This window comes from Empedobacter sp. UBA5036 (genome assembly GCF_002415215.1).
GTDB lineage: Bacteria > Bacteroidota > Bacteroidia > Flavobacteriales > Weeksellaceae > Empedobacter > Empedobacter falsenii_B.
The window spans coordinates 42,890-63,575 of record NZ_DICC01000050.1; the positions used below are offsets into that span (position 1 = coordinate 42,890).

Sequence of the window (20,686 nt, forward strand, 5' to 3'; positions counted from 1 at the left end):
GAATCCCTGTGGGTCTACAAATGAGTTTCAAAAATTTTATATGTTGTTGATTGCCAGTCAAATAATATATAAATAAAATGGAACGAAATATAAAAATACAAGAACGATTTGATTCTATTGGAACGGATTTGGCACGAAAAAAAATCCGTCCAATGAATTATCGTTTTAAACTTCACAATCATGTAAGAAAGACTGATGGAAAAGTTAAATTAAACTTATTCGTCACTCATTCTGGAAAATCAGAAACAATTGCTATTGCTAACATTCTTATTAATCCAACTAAATGGAATAAGAAAAAACAGCGTCTTAATTCTCGTACATCCGAAGATGCTGGAATAAATAAAGCTTTAGATCAAATTGAGGAAAAAGTATTGCAGATTAAAAATAAGTATGCAGGACATAATGAAACTTTGACTGCTGAAAAGTTTGTAGAGGAATATGTTTACTTCAATGCAAACTTTGATTTCCTTGTTTTTATGGATGTGCAAATTCAGCGAGAAAAAGATATGCTGAAAAAATCTACGCATACATATTACTACAATGTACTTCAAAAATTAAAACGCTGGAAAAAAGAAGTATATTTCAAAGATGTAAATGATGTTTTCTTTGAAGATTATACGCGTTATTGTAAATCGTTAGGAAATCATACCAATACTATTTCAAGGAATATTCGTGGAATTAAAAAATACTTGAAGAAAGCCACTAAAAAAGGTATTAAAATAAATATTGATTTGGAAGATGTAAAAACGAAACGTTTGAAAAGTACGCGAAGTGATTTAAGTATTTCAGAAGTTAGATTTCTGTTGAATGAATATTATAAGAATAAACTTCCTTATCCAGCACAACAAAGCTTAGGTTTGTTCTTGTTCAGTTGCTTTACAGGTTTGAGATGGGCTGAATTGAATGATTTCAATTTAAATAAAATCTATAAAAAGTACATTGTTATTTTTCAAGAAAAAACTGAAAATCCATTGCGAATTCCATTAACATTAGAAGCGGAAGATTTAGCACGATCTATTAATTGGGATCGAAAGATTGCTTATCAAAGTTGGTTGAAATATTTAAAGGAAGCTGCAACAATTTTAGAATTTAATAAAAGAATTTCATTCCATATTGGACGTCATACTTTTGCTACAAATTACATGCGAACAAATGGAAATGTGGTTAGACTAATGTTATTACTTGGACATAAAGAAATATCAACAACTCAAATTTATGTGCATATGACAAACATGGAAAATGATGATCATATCCATAAATTATCAAATTTATATTCAGTAGGAAGTGGGCAATAAGCCCACTTTTTTATCTCAGGATTAATGATTCAACATTGATTTCTTCTACACCATTTTCGATATCACGTTGAATTTTTTTGATGAAATGATAATTTCCATAACAATATTTTTCACGCTTAATATCGAATGGATTAAGATATCGTGTTCTTGTCTGAAAATCCCAATTGTATTCCACTGTTTGAATTCTGAATCTTAACCAGGTTTTATAAAATTCTTCTGTAATTGCTGGCGTTAGAAAATCAATCATTTCTAATGTTTGATTATTCGTAGAATCATTACTTCTAATTGCAGCATAAATATTACTATCATCATCTTTGTAAATAAAACTTGACATTTGATTATTACGCATAATTAATGGTAATGGAGTTACATCTATATCAATTGTTGTCGTATTATCATTAACAATGAAATTTTCGGTGTAATATCCATCTTGTGTAACAAATGTCTGGAGTAATGGATATGTTTCATCATCTGAATTTTTGAATTTAATTAAGAAAGTATCCCCCAAATTGGTTGTTCGTTCAATTTCATCAACTTCGGTAAATGTCCAATCGTCAGGATCTTTTTTTGAGCGTAAATATTTCTCTTTTAAATTCATTGTGACTACACCGTCATTTCTAACAGTAAAATCTACATTGAACCAATTGATTGTCGTTGTAATAAAAGCACCTTGCGTTGTATCTGGCAACGCATTTTTTAAATCAATAACATTTGAATCTACTGAATAATTGATTACTTCACCATTTTCATCGTAAATCTCAATAGGTGTAATTTTTATTTCTGTTTTCTCCGAATCGCGTTGATAATCATACGCTAATATTCTTAGTTTAGAACCTTCTTTTTTTGTCTTAAAAACAAAATCTACATTATAACTATTACGACCAGATTTTGACCAAATCAATTGATCGTCTAAATAAATAAATGCACTTGTATGATGATGTTTTCGCCCCCAGTTATGAATTATACCATTTAACCTAAATTGCCCAAAAAAATTGATTTCTTGTTCTGCATCCCATCTTCCGTATTGCCAACCTTTTCCCAACCGATGTCGAAAACCTTCACGAATGTAACTTTCAATCCCTACATTCCAATCAATAGTTTCAGGTCGATCTTTTAATTCGAATTTCTTTCCTGTAATTAAAATTAATTTTTGAAGTTTTTCGAGATTGTAAATATCACCTTCTAATCGATAGCCAGCTTGTTGTATAATTTCTTCTAAAACAAAAAGCCAATATAAGTAAGGGCGAATAATCGTTCGGTTATATACAATATTATTTACATCGTCAATTTCATTTTCAACCCATGAACCGTCTAATCTTAAATTGGTTGATCCTGAAAAGTTAGCAAAATTAATATCAGATGATTTGTATTGATCCGAATGAATCAATGGAAAATAATATTTTGCTTCTGGATAAAATTTAGCATTTATTTCTGTCGCATGATTTCTAATATTATCAACTGTAATTGCATCAAATTTTAGATCGCTGAGTTTTTTATCCCAGTTAGGAAAATTTTCTTGACCATAGAAAATAGAAAACGAAAAGAAATTATTATCCAATGACAATATTTCGAATCGTGCTGGGAATATATCATTGTTCAAATTTACAATTACATCATATCTAACTTGATATTCTTCTGCATTGTTTGATTTATATTTCAAAAAAAATTGATGAATATCATAAGGTAATTTTTCTGGTAATGTGTAAGCCGAAACAAGATTAGACGTAAACCAGTTATTTTCTTCTGTAAATTGAATTTTACGATTGGTTAAATCAATAAAAAAATCACCCTCAACTTCTGTAACTCTTATCATAACTTTCGGGATTAATATGAAATTCTATATCATAGCCAAATAATTCGTTTTCGCTATCGTACAACTCTAATTTTTCGGTTTTTGGAATTATTTCGGTAATTTCTTCACCTTGAATAAACCAACATTTTGGTGATGCTAATATTTCATTAATAATTTCGATATCATCATTTGTGATTAATCCTGTGTTAACAGTTAGAGTATTGGAACGTGTGGCTGCAACATTTTTCAATCTTCCTTTTGCCGGAGAATATGTTGTGTAGTCCATAGCGATTGGCAATGTATATTCACCTGTTACTTCAAAAATTTTCAATAAACCCCAATAATCAATGAAAGCAATAAAATTGGATTGATTTTGTTCTGGAAAAATTTGGTAGCGTACCACTTGATTTCCTAATTGAAATTCGACCATATCACCAACTTCACAATCAAGTGTATGAAAATCAACATATAAACTGAATATAGAGAGTTTTGCATTTTGAATTGTTGGAATATTTAAATTTTGTAACTGAGAATTAATGTAAACTTTTATAGCATCTGTTTTATGATACAAGTAATTTAATACTGTTTTACCATTTTCAGTAGCTCGCAATGTTTTGTTGATATGATTGCCTAAGAAGCCTATATTTTGATTGGTTAATGTTTTCGGACGATGCCCTTTCATAAAAATTTGCGTTGGAATATCATACCAAAAAACATCTTCTTTTGTAGTATAATTTTTCTCCGTAATTTTTAAATCTACACGGGCAAAATCGTACATTCTTTTTTTCTGAAAACAACAATTTGTAACATCTAAATCAGAAATCTGATCTTCATATAAAAGAAAATAATCGTGGATATATTGCCCTAAATCAAATGTTGTTTTATTGTTATTAAAATAAAAGTTCAATGATTCCTCAATCGAAATGACTTTACCTTTGTTATTGTAAATAGATGCTTTAAGAAGAATGTTGATGTAATTATTTTCATCTCTTTTATATGCTGAAAATGTCAATGATTCGTTATCTAATGAGAAATGAATATCTTTGTTATAATTAGAATTCCAATAGCTGTACAGTTCAAACTCTACATTTATATTAGCTTCGGTAGATGAGTCAGTAAATTTTATTTGTCCATTGTAATTTCCAACAGAAATAGAGCTATCGGATATAGAACGTATTTGGTATGTTTTGACATTATTTTGCTCACTTTCTAATTGTAGTTCAATCCAATTAGGCTTTGAAATGGTTGTGGGATTTGGAGTGTAAACTACAAATTTTTGCCAAGGACTTTTTTGTTCACTTTCTAAATGAGAAAACGATAAATGACTGGTATCAATTTCTAATTCGTTTGTATTAGTTTGTAGAACATTTAAAACAAATGTTGCTAAATTTAAATTTACTTTCTGAAATGAGATTGAGGCAACATTTAATCCATATTCCAATTGATTGGAATCAGCCACTGAAAATATTAATTGTCTGTTTCCTGCAGCAATAGTTTTTGGTAATTTTTCACCATTTACTTCAATATATGCTGGTCCATTCACCACATAATCTGTGTCACTTACTACAGCTAATGTACTTTTTGTAGATGAATTATTCTGACGAACATAATGTATTGCGTCCGATTCTTTATTAATTGAAAAATTATATGAAGTTGGTAAAGCAACTGACAACGAAAGATTAATTTGTTGACCTTGTACAATTTCCCATGGCTCGTTTAAACGTTGGCGTGCCACTGTTACATAAAAATAACCAGTATAATAACCATTTGGCACATTGGTTAAATCTGTTGTTTTTATTTTGACAGTTCCATTCCAACCACTTCCAGCCATCTGGTTGATTTCTTTTTCTCCATCAATTTCAAAGACATCATAACCATATTGATTTGTTGAGCATTCAAAAGATATTCTGTAGTTATATGACTCTTTTTCTAAAGCTGATTGAGAGGTTTGAACACTAACTGAATTTACTTGTACTTCATTAACTGAACGATAAAAACTTAAGCTGGAAGGTGATATTTTAATGTAATATGTTACAGTTCCTCCATCGATGATTATTGGCATTACATTTTAGTTTTTGAAATGAATTGTTGGTATTTTTTATTTCCATCGCTCATTTTTTGTTGAAAACGCATATCGTTCACTAAATGGGCTTGAATTCCGTTTGTTTTTAAATCACTTAACAATTCATAATTTGCAGACAATAACGCAATGATTTCAGGATTTTGCATTGACGCAATTTCGGGCATACTTCCACCTTCATATCCTGGTGATTTGATTCCATTTACTTCATTTAACACTGCTGTTTTTAAAGCTGGTGAAAATCCTTTCCATTGTGGTCCCGAAATTATCATCTCAGGGAAAAACTGACCTTGTTCACCTGCTAAGAAATGAGTAGGTTTTGAAACTAAACCAGACTTTGCGACACCTCCTTTTTTGGCTCTGAAATTCTTTCCATCTTGTTCGCGTTGAATGTTGATGTAACCATCTTCAAAACCTTTTGATGGTAAGGGCTGTTTTAAAATCATACCAACTTGTATCGCTCCCAAAGCGCCAACGATACCAGCTAAAACCCAGTTTGGCAAAGCTTCTGTTACTGCTGCTGCTGTATTCATAATCGCAGAAACTAACGCCATTTGTTTTTCGCGTTTTGCTTGTTTGTATTCTATTTCAGCTTTTCGTTTATTGTATGCATCGTCTAATTTCTGAACTTCTGCATTATAAGTTGCTTGTGAAATAAAACCTTGATCTAATTGTTTTTGTAAGGAATCTTTTCGTTTGTTGTTGTTTTCTTCAAATTTTTGTAATGATTTATTTTCAGATGCAGCAACCATTTGAGCGTATTGCGAATACATATTGACCATTAAGCCAATTACATTTGCGACATCTTCAAATTTTAATTTACCTTCGTCAAGGTTATCAAATAAAGTTTGCCAATCGTTGGCATTCATTCCAAAAATATCTGTAGTTCCTCCAGAAGCTTTTTGCAAACCTTCACTTTTTTCACCGTTCGGATTTCCTTTATCTGTTTGTTCGCCTTTCAGTTGATTTTTTGCAATGATTAATTCATTGATTTTATTTTTTAAATCTTCAACTTGTTGCGAAATAACTTCTTGTTGTTCTGGAGTAAGTAAATTGAAATCTATTCCTGCGTCTAAAGAACCTTGTGATATCGCTTGTAATTGACTTAATTGTTCTTCTAAAAAAGTTTGTTGTGCCGCTAATGTTTCAGCTTCATATTGTTTATCTAAAGCTGTTTTGGCATCTTGCCACGTTTTAATATTCTTTAATTCTTTGTCATTTAGCGAACGTTTCAGAATTTCTTTGGCATCTTCTACAGATGATATAGTCGCTAACTCAGCTGTTTGTAAACGCTTTTGTTCCGTTAATTTGTCATTAGAAGATTTTGTAAGGTTGTCTAATGTTTTTAATTCGCGATTGCGTTCGATATTTAGTTTTTCTTGAGAATATTTATGTGTTTCTGCTAAAAGAAGTAAGTCTATTTCTTCATTTTTTTGAAGATATATTTCTTTCATGTTGTCGATACGTGCTATTAAATCTGTATCACCTTCTTTTGTTGCTTTTAACTTTTGCTCATTTAGTATTTTAAATGTTTCATCACCTATTTGTTGAGCTTCTAACTCTGATTGTTTTCTTTGGAATCCAACTTTTAAAATTTCTAATTCTCTGTCGTATTTATCTTCAATATTTTCCAAACTAATATCTTCATAAGTTTGTTGAATTTTTAAGATTTCTTCTTCATTTTTTTCTGTTTCTTTTTTCAGTTCATTATAAAATTTATCTCGTTCAGCTTTTGCTTTTTCAGCGGCTTTTTCAACTTCTGATTTACCTCCTTTTTTTATAGAAGGTTTATTTTTTTTTGTTGAATTTGTAGGAGAAAATTCAGAAATTGGATCGTCAACAGATGTATAATTTTTCTTTTTTAATTCTGCAGTATTTTTAATAGCAGATAATTCCCTGTATTCTTGAAGTTTAACAGCTTTTTCTCTACCATATTTTGCTACTAATTCGGTCATTTTTTTATCTGCATTGATAATAGCTTGTTCAGTTTTTATCAAATCTGAATTAATATAACCATTAATTTTTTCAACTTCTTTATCTGCATCTTTTTTAGCAGCTTCAGCAAACTTTACATTTGTGTTTGAAATTCTTAGTTTATTTTTTTTGTCATCAGTGCCAGGATATAAGTAACTATCTTTTTTTAAAGTAGAATCCGAACTTTCAGTTTTGTAAAGATTAAAATCTGCCTCTATTTGTCTTTTAACAGCTTCAGTTAATTTATCTTGTATTGCTTTTGCACGCGCAACTTCATATAACTTATTTATATAAATGTCATACATACGCGTTAAACCATCTATATTAAATTTTTCTTGTTCTAAATATCCATTAAACTCAGGAGCAATTTTAATTAAATCTTGATATGCCTTTTTACGTGTTTCTAAAGAAATATTTTCATCTTTTATAATATTTATAAGTCGTGTAATATTTTCTTTTGTTTTGATAATACTATCATTAACGGTTTTATCTAAATCTTTTAAACTATCATTTAACTGAATTTGTTTTTCAGTAGCTTCTTCTGTATTATTTGTAAACAAAAAGTATACAGATGATAATAATGTTACAGCAGCAGCTATTGGACCCCAAGGAGATGCCCACATAGCAGCAGTCATAGCTCTAATTTTCACAATCAAAGCAGATATTTGTAAGTTTAATAACATTTTCGCTGCAGTCAAAGCTTTAGTTCCAATGCTTGATAATATTGTTAAACCATTGTTTATTCTTAAGACCGTATTATATAAAAGTGTCTTTTCTGTATTTCTTGCTTGCCAAATAGATACTAATTTTAATGCAGTTGCATAAGAAATAATTGTCGTAGTAATAACAATGAAAACTTTTAATAATGTTAATAGAATAGTCCTCCATTTTACAGTTGATACTGTATTATCTTCTGTCGCTCCGATTAATTTTGCGAACCAAGCTACACATGCTGTTAAGAATGAAACTAAAGAATCTGATGAGAACCAACCTTGAAATTTATTTTTTATTTTGTCTAATAACGCTGCAAGATTGTTATTTTTTATAGTGAACTCATCTGTTAAAGATGTCGCTTCTTGCATTGCTATATTAGAAGTTAATTGACGTGCTTTTAGTATATCCAAATTAGAAGCTAAAGCAGATAATGCAGCAACTCCACGCGTACCTCCAGCATCTAATTCGTCCATCTTTTTTGTCATGGCTTGCAATCCAGCTTCTGAACCATTTAATCCCTCTAAGAATTTAATCATGGCTGCATTAGAATCAGTATTCAATAATTTATTGAAATCTTGCAGTGACATTTTAGCAATCTTTGCATATTCTGTCGGATCATGAAACATATCCAACAACACTTTGTTCATTGCTGTTGAAGCAACTTCGGCAGATTGTCCTATTTCATCAAATGTTGCAGCATAACCGATATTATCTGAGGCAGATATTTTTGCTTGACTGGCTACACCAGCCATTCTATTCATATAATCTACTAAGAAAGAAGCTTGATTGGCTCCAGATGCAGAAACTTCATTGATTGCAGAACCTAATGCTTCCATCGATCCTTCGAAGTTCTTACCCGTTTCAGTTGCTACACGATAGGTTGTGACTAATTTACCTACATCTCGAATTTGAGTTTCATTTAAATCATCACCTAAGGCTACTTTTAATTTGTCGGCAACAACCATAAAACCTTGAATGTCTTTTATCCCTTCTTTACCAAGTCGTCCAGCTTCCTCAGCTAATTTTAATAATTCTACACGAGAAGTTCTTGTATCTAAGTCGTTTATATGTTTATTTAATTTTTGAATTTCAGTAGCAGTTAAACCAGTTGTTTTCATTACATCGGCTTCTGCGTCTGATAATTTTGCAGAAAAATCTATCCATTTTTGTAAGGAATAGGTCAATCCTGTAATTGTTGCAACAATAGAAAGTATATGCGTTTGATAACGTTGTAGCCAACCAGATGCAGAACTAAATGTTAAACTTTGTTGTTGTCCTGTTGTATTTAATTGTTTTATTCTGGCGTTTGTTTCAGCGAGTTCAGCATTAAGTTTTTTCCACTGTTCAGTCCCTGGAATAGATGTATTTAAAGAATATCTTAATTGAGAAGCTCTTTGCCTTAATTGTTGCATTGTAAGACTTGTTAAGCCTATACTATCTTGCAACTGTTTCATTCTTTCTTTATTAGATGCAATAGTAGAAGAAACGTTATTTAATCTATCTCCAAAACTTTTGTATTCAGTTTTTAGTTTATCAACTTTAGGTGCTAATTCTTGATTTTTATCAATTAATTTTCCCCATTGATTTTCTACTCGAATACTCTCATTAAGTAACGATGTTGTTTCTTTTTTTAATTTTTTATATGCATCAGATGATTTACCATGTTGGCGTTCTACTTCTTTTAATTTTTCAACTTCAATATTATATTTATTTAATAAATCATTTTTAGATTTTTCTAAATTGTCAATTACTTTAGCATTTACACCGTAGGTAGAATTTAGCTTATCCAATTCTTTTTTTGTATCGGATTTAGCTTTTTTTAACTCATTTTCTACTTTTATTAATTCACTTGTATTCTTTTGAAGTTTATGTAATTCTTGTTGACCTTTATCACCATTTATGATAAGATTCAACTTTATATCTTCTTCATGAATTTTATTTGCCATGTTGCAGTTTTACTGCAAAATCGGTGAGAAATAGGAGGTAAGTGTAGACACAAAAAAAGCACTCTTAAAAAAGAGTGCTTTTATTATTAAAGTTTCAATTTTACCGTAATTCTATCGTATCGTTCTTTGTTTTTCTCTCGTAGCTTATCTATAGCTTCTGGTTCTGCAACTGCCAAAGAATTAAATATACTTTGAAATTCCGTTAAGATAATATTTCCATCTCGTAGATAATCGTAATCACAACTATCAAAATAACCGATAAAATCTTGTTGTAAATCTTTTATCACATTGGCGATATGCGATGGATTTTCTGTTTTTCTGATAATATTTAGGACTGTTCCTAAAATTTCTTGTTCTAAAATTAAAGCTTGATTGTTAATTTTTTGTTGATGTACATCTGATGTACTGTTGTTTGATTTTGACATAACTGTTGGTATTGTTAATTAATAAAATAGGCAGGTCGCTACCAACAGTCATATCGCTATGAAGTCTTGGGACTTGCACCCATACGCCTGCCATAATATTTTTAAGATTTGTTTTCATTTGATTGCGATATATAACTATTGGTATCGCAAACTTAGTAAAGGTATTTTAAAAAGCAAAATAAATTTTATGTATTTACATAAAATAAAATTACCAATCGTCATTTTTAGACGAGCTTAATTTAATATTGTCTTCAAAATGTTTAATAATATTCATTGAAGTGTTTTCTATAATTCCGTAAAATTTCTTTTTACCTAACCAACCTTTCGGATAGTTTTCAGCAGGGAAATTAGATACACCACTTTCAAAAACAATATCTTTTATCTGTACTCTAACTTTTTCGTCTTTTGCATCAAAAATAATATTATAAAATATTTTACTTGGTTTGCTATAAAAATCAACGCTTTCGGTTTGTCGTGCAATTATTTTACTTTCAGCTTCATCTTTATATTGAATTTGATTGTTTGCTGAAATAAAATATTGTCCTGTGTATTGCAATATTTTTTGGTATAACTCTGCCTTTGTTCCCGAAACATCAATGACTTTAGAAAAGGTTATTTTACCATCACTATCAACTGGTAATTTCTCTTGTGCAAATACTGAAAAGCAAATCATCAGCATTAAGAATGTAAAAAGTTTTTTCATGAGTTGTAAATTTAAAATACTATAAAAGTAAAGAATAAAAATAACATCAAAATATGGTTTTCCTTAAAAAAAAATCCACTCCTTATAAAAAGAAGTGGATTTAAAAACCAATCTAACACTATATGTAAAAAAAATTACTTTCTGTTTTCTTCGATTAAATACTTAGTTGCTCCAGCATCGAAGTATCGAAGCGTAATTGTCGCATTTTCTAAGGAAGTCCAAGATGTTCCATTTTTCAATGTTACTACTGTCCCAGTTCCTCCATTTGCTAATGTATATGGATCATCTCCACCGCCACCAATTAACGTCACACGATCATTGTGTTTTAAATTGTTTAAGGCAGTAAATGAAATTTCAGCTGTAGTATCGGCAGATGGTAATTGAACAATTTTACCAACTTCACCATCTACTGTAACAGTATTTGATGCTGCTTTTACAGGATCAGCAAACGTTAAGTTTCCTTCGTAATATCCAGGGAATTGAGATGTTTTACCGTCTCCTTGAAAAGTTACTGTAAAGAAAGTACCGTCGTTATTTCCTGTGAAACTTGGAACTAATTGCATTGGTACGCAAGATGTTCCTTCTACCTTATAACCAGGGCGACCGCAATTTCCAATTAAAATAACACAATCTACACCAGTCCATTTTTCGAAGAATTCTAAAGCTTCAATTTCATCACCTGGATGTTGTGCCACGAATTTTGGTTCGCGTGAAAATGCATCAGGTTCTCCAGTTGATTCCCATGAACCGTCTGCTTTTGCTGCTGTATGGTAAAATTTATGCATTTTAGCGTTTGCCTTCAATACATAATCTCCAATCATACGGATATTGTTTTCGTCACGATCTGGATATTTTAAAATATCTTCTGTCGCAATTAAGATGATTTCTTTTTTGAAATTAGAAGGACCACCTGGTGATTTACCTTCTGGTTTATTTAAGTTTGGACGCATTGTCAATATTTTTTGTTTGATTAAACATTAAGAAAAGTAACTGCCTTAGCAGTTACTTATATGATTTTAGGGAGTTACTTGTTTTGAAACTTCATACCAAGCACCTTCAACAAATGCTAATGTGATAAAGTCATCAGCTGTTTTTAGCACAACATTTGCTGCAATTGTAATTTGTTCGTTTTTAGAAACAGTCAATTCTGCTGTATCATTTCCGTAAATGGTAATTTGTTTACCTTCTACACCGTTGATGATTTGTCCTAATGCTTTTGCTTCGGCACCATCAAATACAAATTCTGTTGCATTGGCTGCATCAATTGCAGTATTGTCAAATGTTACTTTGTCCGAAATTGTTGGTGCAGATTCTGTACGCTTCAATTCCTTCAATTTACCATCAGCTTGTACGATTAAAGTTAATGTACCGCCTGATTTTAAACTGAAATCAGAAGTTAAGTCGATATCATCACCATCAAGTACTTTTGCATCAACACTTAATCCTGTGTTACCTGTAATTTTGATAATTTGTCCTGGTTGAACATCTGTAATTTCAGAAATATCCGTTTTGAACTCTTTATCAATTTTGGCGTGTGTGTAGTACATTTTAAGTACACCAGATTCGTTGTCGTATGCAGGGAAAGAAACATCTTGACCAAAGATTGGCATGTCGTTCGTAAAGACTACTTGATCTGCATATTTGTTTGCATGTACTTTTGAAAGCTTAATTCCGATGTATTGTAAACGAATACCAATTTTGTAATCTGCAAACGCCCAAGTATCACGTTTGTCATGACCAATTGTAAATTGATTTGCTTCTTCTGGTAAGTCGCTTAACTGATCAATATTTTTTGATAAAGTTAAGTACATAAAGTCAGAATTTACCATATCTGGAACCGCTTGCAATTTGATATTTGGTCTATCTTTTACATGCTCAATTGTTGATTTGAAGATGCCACGATCTTTCTCGTAAACTACAACTTGCGAACTTCCCAATGCTTGTTGATAAGCTAATTTCCATTTCGCCGCCATTCCGATTTCTAAACCTTGAAGTTTGATATATTCTTCTGGAACTAACGAGATGAATCTATCAACATAATCGACAATATTCTCTACTGTTGGAGCACCTAATGCAAATGCACGTAAGATTTTTCGCGTATGCAACGCTCTGTACAATTGAATTAATAATCCATCTTGTGCATTCACTGCATTACCGATTCTATTATCTGGTGTAGGAACATAAATACCATTGATTTGTGCATTTCTATCCTCTAACATACGTTGTTTGATTGCTTCTGAAAGAATCCAACCGATGAAAGACATTTTCCAAGGATGAGAACCACTCATGTTATGAATGTTTGCTAACCATGTATTCTCTAAGGTTTGAAGCTTTGTTCCTGAAAATTCTAAATCGATTTTCTTAGCGAAAACTTGACCAACTTCAACTGAGATTTTGAACCCGCCTTTTGCACCCCACGTGTTAGAACGTGCTTGTGTTACTTCGCCAAATGTGATAGATGCTGTTGTGATACGATCTTTAACACCTGGTGTAGAACTCCATTCAGCTGGCAATCCTTCGAACTCGTTAAAGAAGGTAACTAAAACAGTTGGATTTTGACGAACAAAATGTTCTAAATCGCCTTGTAAAACTGGAATGTTATCTTTGTTCCATTCCGTTGCTGATGCTGAACCACTTAATGCACGTTGATTCCATGGACGATTTGCGATCGCTTGATAATCGACATTTTCGCCAAATAAATGTGTTGCTGTGTGGCGTGGTAATGCATTTGCTCCATAAGGTGCTAGATTAACAGCATGTTGGAAAATTGCTTCTGGAGAATCTCCGATAGGTTGTGATGACATTTGTGCATTTTCTGTTTGTAAACGTCTGATGGTTGCTGTTGCTTGTGCTTCGATTGGTGTATCTGTAGCTTCTGCATTTTCAGCACCTTCGTCCGTTGCATTAATATCTGCATTTATTTCTGCTAAAACTGCTGCTAACTCTGTAGCCGCTTGTGTAGCTTGTTCAGAATTTTTAAGTTCAGCATTCATTTTCTCGAATAAGATTGCTGATTGTTCAGCACCTAATTCTTGTTTGATTTTCTCGCGTTGATCTTGCGACAAAACGATTTCGTTATCTTTTACTTCTATTTTCTCAACGGCTAAAGTTTTCTTTAACCATTCGTAAGAAGATTTCATTTTGATCCAATTAAATTTCATGGGAATAAAGGATTTGATTATTAATTATTATATTTTGTTTCGAAAAGCACATCAATCATTTCGATAGCGTCTTGCATCGTTCCAATGCTATCGATTAAGCCATATTTCTTTGCATCGTCTGCGCTGAATGTTCGTCCGTTTAGAATTCCTTCTACTGAGTGATCTAAATTTGGTCGAGAAGCTTTTACAGCATTTTGAAATTGAATTGCCAACGGATTTAGATATTCTGATTTTATTAGTTTGTAATCTCCGTTCAACGCTTCTAAAATCGCTTTGTTCTTGTAGTCAGAAGAATCTGCATAGACTTCGTGTTCTTCGATTCCTGCTAATTCTAATGCTTTTGCATAATTGTAGAAATTCGCAACCACTCCGATAGAACCAAAGCGTGCACTAATGTTATTTGAAGCCATTTTATGATCTGCCACAACATCTGTTGCCCATTCGCCTAACGATAACGCTTGATCACACAAGGCAACAACTGGTTTTTTCTTTTTGGCTGCAAACTCAATAAATGGATTGATTGCCGCTACAGCTCCACCAGGTGTATTTGTTTTTAGGATAATTCCTTTTACAGAATCGTCGTTGTTATATTTGTTTAGGCGATTTGCGATACTTTCAGCACCATAGTTATAACATGTATCGTATAAGGTAACTGGACCAATTAATTCGACAACTGCATAGGTAGAATTTTGCTTGTTGTTTTCTTTGGTAATTTGTTCGCCATATTCGTTGGCTAAGTAGCTAACGGCTTCTGGTTTTTCGCCAAATGTTTTGGCGTTGAATTGCCCTTCTAAGAATTGAGAAGCTATTTTTGAGTAATATTTTGCGCTATGTAAATCGAATGCCCAAAGGCCGTTTTGTAATTCGAATAATACCTTCATTTTGTAGTATTTGAAGGCAATTTAATTTCATTATATTTGAGGATTACTGACGCATGAAATAGAAAATTAATGAGTAGAGAAAATTTAAAATTATTATCAAAAAGAATTCATATTTTGAATCATGTATTAAATGAAATTATTGAATCAAATAAATTTATTCAAGATGGATTTTTATATTTTAATGAGAATAAACATTTTATTGTAGACGATTTTGAAGCCAATAATTTTTATCTCAATGTTTTAAAAGAGCACCTTATTACACACTGTCAATTTACATTGATTAATTTGAATAAAATTGTTGATAAAAATGAAAATTCAAGTTTAAATAAAATTTACAATGATTTAATAAGTTTTAGGAAAAAACCGATATTTATTAATAATGATCATTATAATGAATTTATTAATAAATATCCATTATTCAAAGAGAAATTTAATAAGTTAATTCTTGAGATTAATAATACAAGAAATAACTTTTACGCTCATTCGGACATAATAGATTTGAAAAATATTAATTATTATCTTGATTTTTATTTTGAAAATAAAAGTATAATTAATGAATTAATAGAAGATATAACAAATCTTTTTATACTTTCTACTCAAGCATTATTTTTTGAATTTAAAGGAGAGAACTTAGTTAATATAAAAAATAATATTTTAACAGGAAAAGATGAAAAAGGTAAATACATTTTCACTAATCATGAAACTAACTTGAATAAAATTTTAGATTTGTTTCATGATGTTTCATCTATACAAGATATAATTTTAAAGAATTCAATTTCTGATATTGAAAAAGTAAATTTAATAGATGAAATTTTAATAAAAGATAAATTTACTTATAATGGTAGATTAAATAAAACTTATAAATATTTATAAAAACAAAAGCACTCTTTTTTAAGAGTGCTTTTATTATTAAAGTTTCATTTTGATAGAAATTCTATCATAACGTTGTTTATTTTTTTCTTGCAATTTTTCTAAAGCTTCTGGTTCTGCAACCGCTAAAGAATTGAATATGCTTTGAAACTCGGTAAAGATGATATTACCATCTCGTAAGTAATCGTAATCACAACTATCAAAATAACCGATAAAATCTTGTTGCAAATCTTTTATCACATTGGCGATGTGTGCTGGATTTTCAGTTTTTCTGATAATATTTAGGATTGTTCCTAAAATCTCTTGTTCTAAAATTAAAGCTTGATTGTTAATTTTTTGTTGATGTACATCTGATGTACTGTTGTTTGATTTTGACATAACGTTTGCAATTTTATGTTAATATAAAAAGGTAGGTCACTGCAAACGTACATCATACGATGAAGTCTTGGGACTTTCACCCATATGCCTACCCGAATATTTTTAATAGTTGATTTCAATTTGATTGTATAATTACGTTTGCAAAGCAAAGATAATAAAATAAAAAAGAGTTATGCAAGTGCATAACTCTAAAAATTATTTTCTAAGTTTTTTTATCAAATAAATTATCAAAAGTACTAAAGCTAATAAAACAGCTAAAACAATTATAGCTCCAATAACAAGCACTATAATTTCTTTGTATCCTAAATCTCCCATAAAATTTATGTATTTGCATCTGTTAATTTAAAAATATGATTATAAAAATCTTCCTCATGGTAATTATGAGGTAATTCAATATTACGATTTTCTGCATATTTTTTAAATGTATGATACTTTATTACCATGATTTTAGAAGAAATTATTTCTTTTTTTGTATCTATTAATGTTTGCTGCTTTTTTATTAAATCTTCGATAAATAATACTTCTTTGCTGTAAATATTATTACCTATATTTTTATAATCTTTATCACTTATTACAAAATAATCAGTTAATAAACTTTCATCTTTCCAATGGTTTACAACAGTTGCATTTATATTTCCTCCTATTTGATAAACATTATTCATTAAAGGTGAAATATTTTGAGAGTAATATATGTATTTACCATAAAGCGTACTGATTGTTTTTGTTTTTTTAAAATATTCATCATAACAATCAACAATTTTTTCAGTAAACTTGAAATCAAATTTAGATTTTACAGGTATTGTTTTTAAATAATTAAAATCATCTTCCAATAATATTTTTATATCACTTCCATTGTTATTTAATTCAATTATTTTATTTATTTTACTCCAACCATAATCATCACCTAATACAACATAATCAAGTTTCTTAATAACACTTTTTGCTATTTTACCACCATTTTTTTCTATGTATTTTTGAGCATTTTCTCTTTGTTCTTTTAATTCTCCAGTGAATAGAAAATAACTATCATCTATTTGAATACTATTTATCTCATCATTAGATAATCTATTATTTAAAATGTATTCATTATTATTATCATCGTTTTTAAATGATGTTTGCCTGAAATATTTTTTTTCTCGTTCTGGATAATATTTATAAAATTTTTCAATATTAGGGTTTTGTTCAATTAATTTTAAAAATACTTTACCACAAACTGCTGCATCTTCCTCAGAATTATGAATATTTTGAAAATCAATTTCAAAATGTTCGCATAAATATTCTAATTTTTTATTTAATCCATAATTATTTGCAATTTGCATTGTATCTAAAACAAGGAAATTTGCATTTTCTATCTCATAATATTCAATAAGCTGTTTTAAACAACTATAATCCATACTTGAATTATGTAATATCAAAAGTTTATTATTTATAATTTCAGATAAACTTTCATCCCATAATTCTTTAAAATTAAGAGAGTTTTCTACATCTTTAGGTCTTATATTATGAATTCTTATATTAATTTTTTCAAAGTTTTCTCCAGTGGGTGGTTTTATTAAATAATTTTTACTATTAATATTTATACCATTTTCAAAAACTGATATACCTATAGAACAAGCACTAATTCTTTTTCTGTTAGCTAATTCAAAATCAATTGAAACAAAATTTTTTAAATCCATAAATTAAATTTTAAAATTCAATAAAAGTAAATAATAAAAATAATATCAAATTATGGTTTTCCGTAAAAAATAAAAACCTAATTACGGCAATAATTTGGTTTTAAGCAAAATATGATAAAAATTCTTCAAAAAGAAGATATAAACTTTATAAATTATTTTCCAATTTCTTCATTTCTTCTATAACAGTATCTGTGTAACCGAAAGAAATTTCTTTGATGATGTTGTTTAAGTGTCCAAAAATTATTTTGTTGTAAATAGGATAGTTTTTCTTCTTGATAATTCCATTCTTGGTTTTACGTGTTTTCATATCCACAAATCGATGGAGTTTTACTAATGAGATTGTTGCACGGAAATCAGAAACTTCTAATGATAAATTATTGAAGTTGGGATTTTTAAAATCATTTTCATTTATTAATTCACGTTGCATTTTCAGAATAGAATTTCCTTCTGTTGACAATACACGTTTTATAAATCGTTTTTTGAGAATATGATCTGCATTATCTCTACGCTTTTCGATAAGATTCATTGTTTAGAAATTAAAGGACCAACTCCACCCAAAACAATCGCTAACGCCTTTTACTGGATCAATTTCAAAGGATGAAACATCTAACTTTCTGAACATTTCGCAATTAGAATCATCATCATCAAAATGTTGGAAAAAGTATTCCAATATATTGTTCAACGTTTCCTGTGTTCGTTTGTAAATGAACATATCTTCTTGGTTATTTTTTGGCAACTTAGGATCACGTTTTTCCAAAACTAAAAACTGCATCAAGTTCCGAAACTGAATATTATCTACAGAATCCGATTTTTTACTATCCATAGAAGGAATCATAATCACTAACAAATGATTATCTGTTACTTTGTGAGATTGTAAATTTGCCACAACTTCTGATTCATCTTGTGTCATTTTAAAGGAATTTACCCCCAAATTTGCGTGCTGAATTTCAATTCCTAATTCGAATAATCGTCCAATATTTATCATGATGTTGGTTGTTGTTTTTGTTGATCTTGTAAATCGATAGCCTTTTTCGTTACATCGTACATACGAACTAAAACATCCCATAAATTAGAATTTCGGACGTGTTCATAATTACCAAATACACCAGATTCTGCCATCATGTATGCTGTGGCTTTTATTCCAATACCTGGACGTGGAGATTCGTAAGAATTCACTTCATTATCAAAGATGATAGATAAGTCAATTTCTTGACCCGAAATGAATACGGATGCAGAATTTAGATAATTCATAAATGCAGTAACATGAAGGAAGAATCCATAAACAATTCCGATATCAATATGTTTGAATTTCTCTACACGTTTTAATGAAGTTTCTTTGTTGTACTTTTCATTTTTCGGCAAAAAAAAGATTGCTAAAACTTTGTACATATTATCTTCGTCTGGGTATTGGAAATGGTCTAAGATTATTTCGACAGCATCTTCCCATTGTCCGTATGTATTTTTCAAGAAACCATCTAAAGGAGCATGATAATTCGTCACCCAATAACGGAAATTTGTGATTTTACGTTCACCTAAATGATTGATTAATTGAACGGAATTCGTTTCGCGATCTATATCAAAAAATGATTCGACAAATTGCGATAAAAAAGCAATGTTATTCCAATGATCCAAATCTTCTGCAGCCGTTCTGATTTTATTGGAAGGTTTCACATTTAAAATTGCATAAACAGCGTTAGATAAGAATTGATTCCAATCTATTTCTTTGGTATGAAACGCATAAGCTAATCGACAAATATCAATGTATTCGCGCGAATTACATTCGTTTAAATTCTCTGGAAAATAAACTTTTTTCTCGTGTCCAAAATATATTTCTTTCATCTTAAATATCAATTATTTTATCATTTTCATTCATACCAAAATCATAATCAATGCATTCATTAGTTTTGATTGGTTTTGGTTTTAAAAGACTTTCTATTTTTGAAAGTTCTATTTTATAATCTTTTTCAAAAGCTATTTTTAATACTCCAAATTGATTGGTTTCAGGTACTTTTTTTGCTTGGGATGTTTGGTTTTCTGCAACAAAATTTTGTAAAATTCCTTCTGGGAAAATAGTTGCTGAAAGTCGAGTAGAAGCCCATGATAAAGCATAATAGGCGCATGCAGCTTTTACATGATACAGAACTGTTTTATTAGGCACTGGTTTGTTCGTTTTTAAGGCTTCGAAATATTCGGACCATTTAGAACTTGTAAACCTTGGAATTATTTCTTCTTGAATGCATTTTTTAATCCCAGGAATTAATTTGATTAGTAAGTATCGAGATTCAATTTCGAAATATTCGTTGAATTCTTCTGTAGTTCTGAATAATGGATAAAATGTTTTTTTATATTCTTCTGAATTTTTCCATTTAATTTCATTTTCAATGATAGGATTCTTTTCGTCTAAGACTTCAATCAAATTGTCTAAGGCTTTGTAATATCGTTTTTCTAATTGTTTGTTGTCACGATCTATCATCCATTCGAATGCTTGCTTTTCATGTTCTGAAACTCGCATTCTGCGACCAGAATTAGTATGCGCAACATCATTATTGATAACATAATTACGATAAGCATCGACAGCAATAGGATAGGCAACTGCTGTGACTAATTCTTCCTGTTCATCAACTTCTTTGAATTCGAAAATGTTATCGTATAATTTCTGACCAATTAATTTGATTATATTCTTAGTTGCCGCATTGGCATCTAAAATTATATTTTCGAACGTAATATCTGAATCAATATAAGGTAGATATTGTTTTAATTCCTCGCTATTGTTGAATAGTAATTTCATAAG

The 20,686-nt window shown here is 30.0% G+C and carries 16 protein-coding genes; 2 read left to right on the forward strand and 14 right to left on the reverse strand.

Annotated features, from left to right (window positions below):
* Window positions 1-77 precede the first annotated feature (77 nt).
* Window positions 78-1,295: a site-specific integrase gene (locus B4J88_RS08490; RefSeq protein ID WP_291067253.1), complete on the forward strand. Its 1,218-nt coding sequence runs from the start codon at window positions 78-80 to the stop codon at window positions 1,293-1,295.
* Between the two features lie 10 nt (window positions 1,296-1,305).
* Here B4J88_RS08490 and B4J88_RS08495 read toward each other — a convergent pair whose 3' ends face one another.
* The 8 genes from B4J88_RS08495 to B4J88_RS08530 all read right to left on the reverse strand — a co-directional run bounded on the left by B4J88_RS08495 (window position 1,306) and on the right by B4J88_RS08530 (window position 14,971).
* Window positions 1,306-3,108, reverse strand: coding sequence for a hypothetical protein (locus B4J88_RS08495; protein WP_291067254.1), 1,803 nt, complete (start codon window positions 3,106-3,108; stop codon window positions 1,306-1,308).
* Window positions 3,086-5,149: a hypothetical protein gene (locus B4J88_RS08500; protein WP_291067256.1), complete on the reverse strand. Its 2,064-nt coding sequence runs from the start codon at window positions 5,147-5,149 to the stop codon at window positions 3,086-3,088. Before B4J88_RS08500 ends, B4J88_RS08495 begins: the two co-directional genes overlap by 23 nt.
* Entirely contained in the window at window positions 5,149-9,801 is a 4,653-nt protein-coding gene (locus tag B4J88_RS08505) for a phage tail tape measure protein (RefSeq protein WP_291067258.1), read from the reverse strand. The genes B4J88_RS08500 and B4J88_RS08505 overlap by 1 nt, the downstream gene beginning before the upstream one ends.
* An 86-nt stretch (window positions 9,802-9,887) precedes the next feature.
* Window positions 9,888-10,226 carry a hypothetical protein gene (locus tag B4J88_RS08510; protein ID WP_291067260.1) on the reverse strand — a complete coding sequence of 113 codons (339 nt, stop codon included), beginning with the start codon at window positions 10,224-10,226 and terminating at the stop codon, window positions 9,888-9,890.
* 208 nt (window positions 10,227-10,434) lie between these two features.
* The gene (locus tag B4J88_RS08515; protein ID WP_291067262.1) at window positions 10,435-10,929 is read right to left on the reverse strand and encodes a DUF4468 domain-containing protein; all 495 of its coding nucleotides are present in this window, start codon (window positions 10,927-10,929) and stop codon (window positions 10,435-10,437) included.
* Between the two features lie 134 nt (window positions 10,930-11,063).
* Window positions 11,064-11,879 (reverse strand): hypothetical protein, encoded by an 816-nt coding sequence (locus B4J88_RS08520; protein WP_291067264.1) that lies wholly within the window; start codon window positions 11,877-11,879, stop codon window positions 11,064-11,066.
* 66 nt (window positions 11,880-11,945) lie between these two features.
* Window positions 11,946-14,090 (reverse strand): hypothetical protein, encoded by a 2,145-nt coding sequence (locus tag B4J88_RS08525; protein WP_291067266.1) that lies wholly within the window; start codon window positions 14,088-14,090, stop codon window positions 11,946-11,948.
* A 20-nt stretch (window positions 14,091-14,110) separates the two neighbouring features.
* Entirely contained in the window at window positions 14,111-14,971 is an 861-nt protein-coding gene (locus tag B4J88_RS08530; protein ID WP_291067268.1) for a S49 family peptidase, read from the reverse strand.
* Window positions 14,972-15,040: 69 nt separating this feature from the next.
* Between B4J88_RS08530 and B4J88_RS08535 the strand changes: the two genes are divergently transcribed.
* Window positions 15,041-15,844, forward strand: a complete 804-nt coding sequence (locus B4J88_RS08535; RefSeq protein WP_291067270.1) for a hypothetical protein — start codon at window positions 15,041-15,043, stop codon at window positions 15,842-15,844.
* Window positions 15,845-15,880: 36 nt separating this feature from the next.
* On the opposite strand, the gene B4J88_RS08540 is transcribed toward B4J88_RS08535, so the two are convergent.
* The 6 genes from B4J88_RS08540 to B4J88_RS08565 form a co-directional block, all read right to left on the reverse strand.
* Window positions 15,881-16,219, reverse strand: a complete 339-nt coding sequence (locus tag B4J88_RS08540) for a hypothetical protein (protein ID WP_291067272.1) — start codon at window positions 16,217-16,219, stop codon at window positions 15,881-15,883.
* Window positions 16,220-16,539: 320 nt separating this feature from the next.
* Window positions 16,540-17,895, reverse strand: a complete 1,356-nt coding sequence (locus B4J88_RS08545; RefSeq protein ID WP_291067274.1) for an exonuclease domain-containing protein — start codon at window positions 17,893-17,895, stop codon at window positions 16,540-16,542.
* 145 nt (window positions 17,896-18,040) lie between these two features.
* Entirely contained in the window at window positions 18,041-18,421 is a 381-nt protein-coding gene (locus B4J88_RS08550) for a hypothetical protein (RefSeq protein ID WP_291067276.1), read from the reverse strand.
* Between the two features lie 3 nt (window positions 18,422-18,424).
* On the reverse strand, window positions 18,425-18,880 hold the full coding sequence (locus B4J88_RS08555) for a hypothetical protein (RefSeq protein WP_260543926.1): 456 nt from the start codon (window positions 18,878-18,880) through the stop codon (window positions 18,425-18,427).
* On the reverse strand, window positions 18,877-19,734 hold the full coding sequence (locus B4J88_RS08560; RefSeq protein WP_291067280.1) for a hypothetical protein: 858 nt from the start codon (window positions 19,732-19,734) through the stop codon (window positions 18,877-18,879). Before B4J88_RS08560 ends, B4J88_RS08555 begins: the two co-directional genes overlap by 4 nt.
* A gap of 1 nt (window position 19,735) precedes the next feature.
* Window positions 19,736-20,683 carry a DUF6712 family protein gene (locus B4J88_RS08565; RefSeq protein WP_291067282.1) on the reverse strand — a complete coding sequence of 316 codons (948 nt, stop codon included), beginning with the start codon at window positions 20,681-20,683 and terminating at the stop codon, window positions 19,736-19,738.
* Window positions 20,684-20,686: the final 3 nt, after the last annotated feature.

Coding starts and splice junctions, on each gene's coding strand:
- B4J88_RS08495 (WP_291067254.1), bottom strand. CDS start 3,108: ATGATAAGAGTTACAGAAGTTGAGGGTGATTTTTTTATTGATTTAACC.
- B4J88_RS08545 (WP_291067274.1), bottom strand. CDS start 17,895: ATGGATTTAAAAAATTTTGTTTCAATTGATTTTGAATTAGCTAACAGA.
- B4J88_RS08505 (WP_291067258.1), bottom strand. CDS start 9,801: ATGGCAAATAAAATTCATGAAGAAGATATAAAGTTGAATCTTATCATA.
- B4J88_RS08560 (WP_291067280.1), bottom strand. CDS start 19,734: ATGAAAGAAATATATTTTGGACACGAGAAAAAAGTTTATTTTCCAGAG.
- B4J88_RS08500 (WP_291067256.1), bottom strand. CDS start 5,149: ATGCCAATAATCATCGATGGAGGAACTGTAACATATTACATTAAAATA.
- B4J88_RS08555 (WP_260543926.1), bottom strand. CDS start 18,880: ATGATAAATATTGGACGATTATTCGAATTAGGAATTGAAATTCAGCAC.
- B4J88_RS08525 (WP_291067266.1), bottom strand. CDS start 14,090: ATGAAATTTAATTGGATCAAAATGAAATCTTCTTACGAATGGTTAAAG.
- B4J88_RS08520 (WP_291067264.1), bottom strand. CDS start 11,879: ATGCGTCCAAACTTAAATAAACCAGAAGGTAAATCACCAGGTGGTCCT.
- B4J88_RS08515 (WP_291067262.1), bottom strand. CDS start 10,929: ATGAAAAAACTTTTTACATTCTTAATGCTGATGATTTGCTTTTCAGTA.
- B4J88_RS08510 (WP_291067260.1), bottom strand. CDS start 10,226: ATGTCAAAATCAAACAACAGTACATCAGATGTACATCAACAAAAAATT.
- B4J88_RS08550 (WP_291067276.1), bottom strand. CDS start 18,421: ATGAATCTTATCGAAAAGCGTAGAGATAATGCAGATCATATTCTCAAA.
- B4J88_RS08490 (WP_291067253.1), top strand. CDS start 78: ATGGAACGAAATATAAAAATACAAGAACGATTTGATTCTATTGGAACG.
- B4J88_RS08565 (WP_291067282.1), bottom strand. CDS start 20,683: ATGAAATTACTATTCAACAATAGCGAGGAATTAAAACAATATCTACCT.
- B4J88_RS08540 (WP_291067272.1), bottom strand. CDS start 16,219: ATGTCAAAATCAAACAACAGTACATCAGATGTACATCAACAAAAAATT.
- B4J88_RS08535 (WP_291067270.1), top strand. CDS start 15,041: ATGAGTAGAGAAAATTTAAAATTATTATCAAAAAGAATTCATATTTTG.
- B4J88_RS08530 (WP_291067268.1), bottom strand. CDS start 14,971: ATGAAGGTATTATTCGAATTACAAAACGGCCTTTGGGCATTCGATTTA.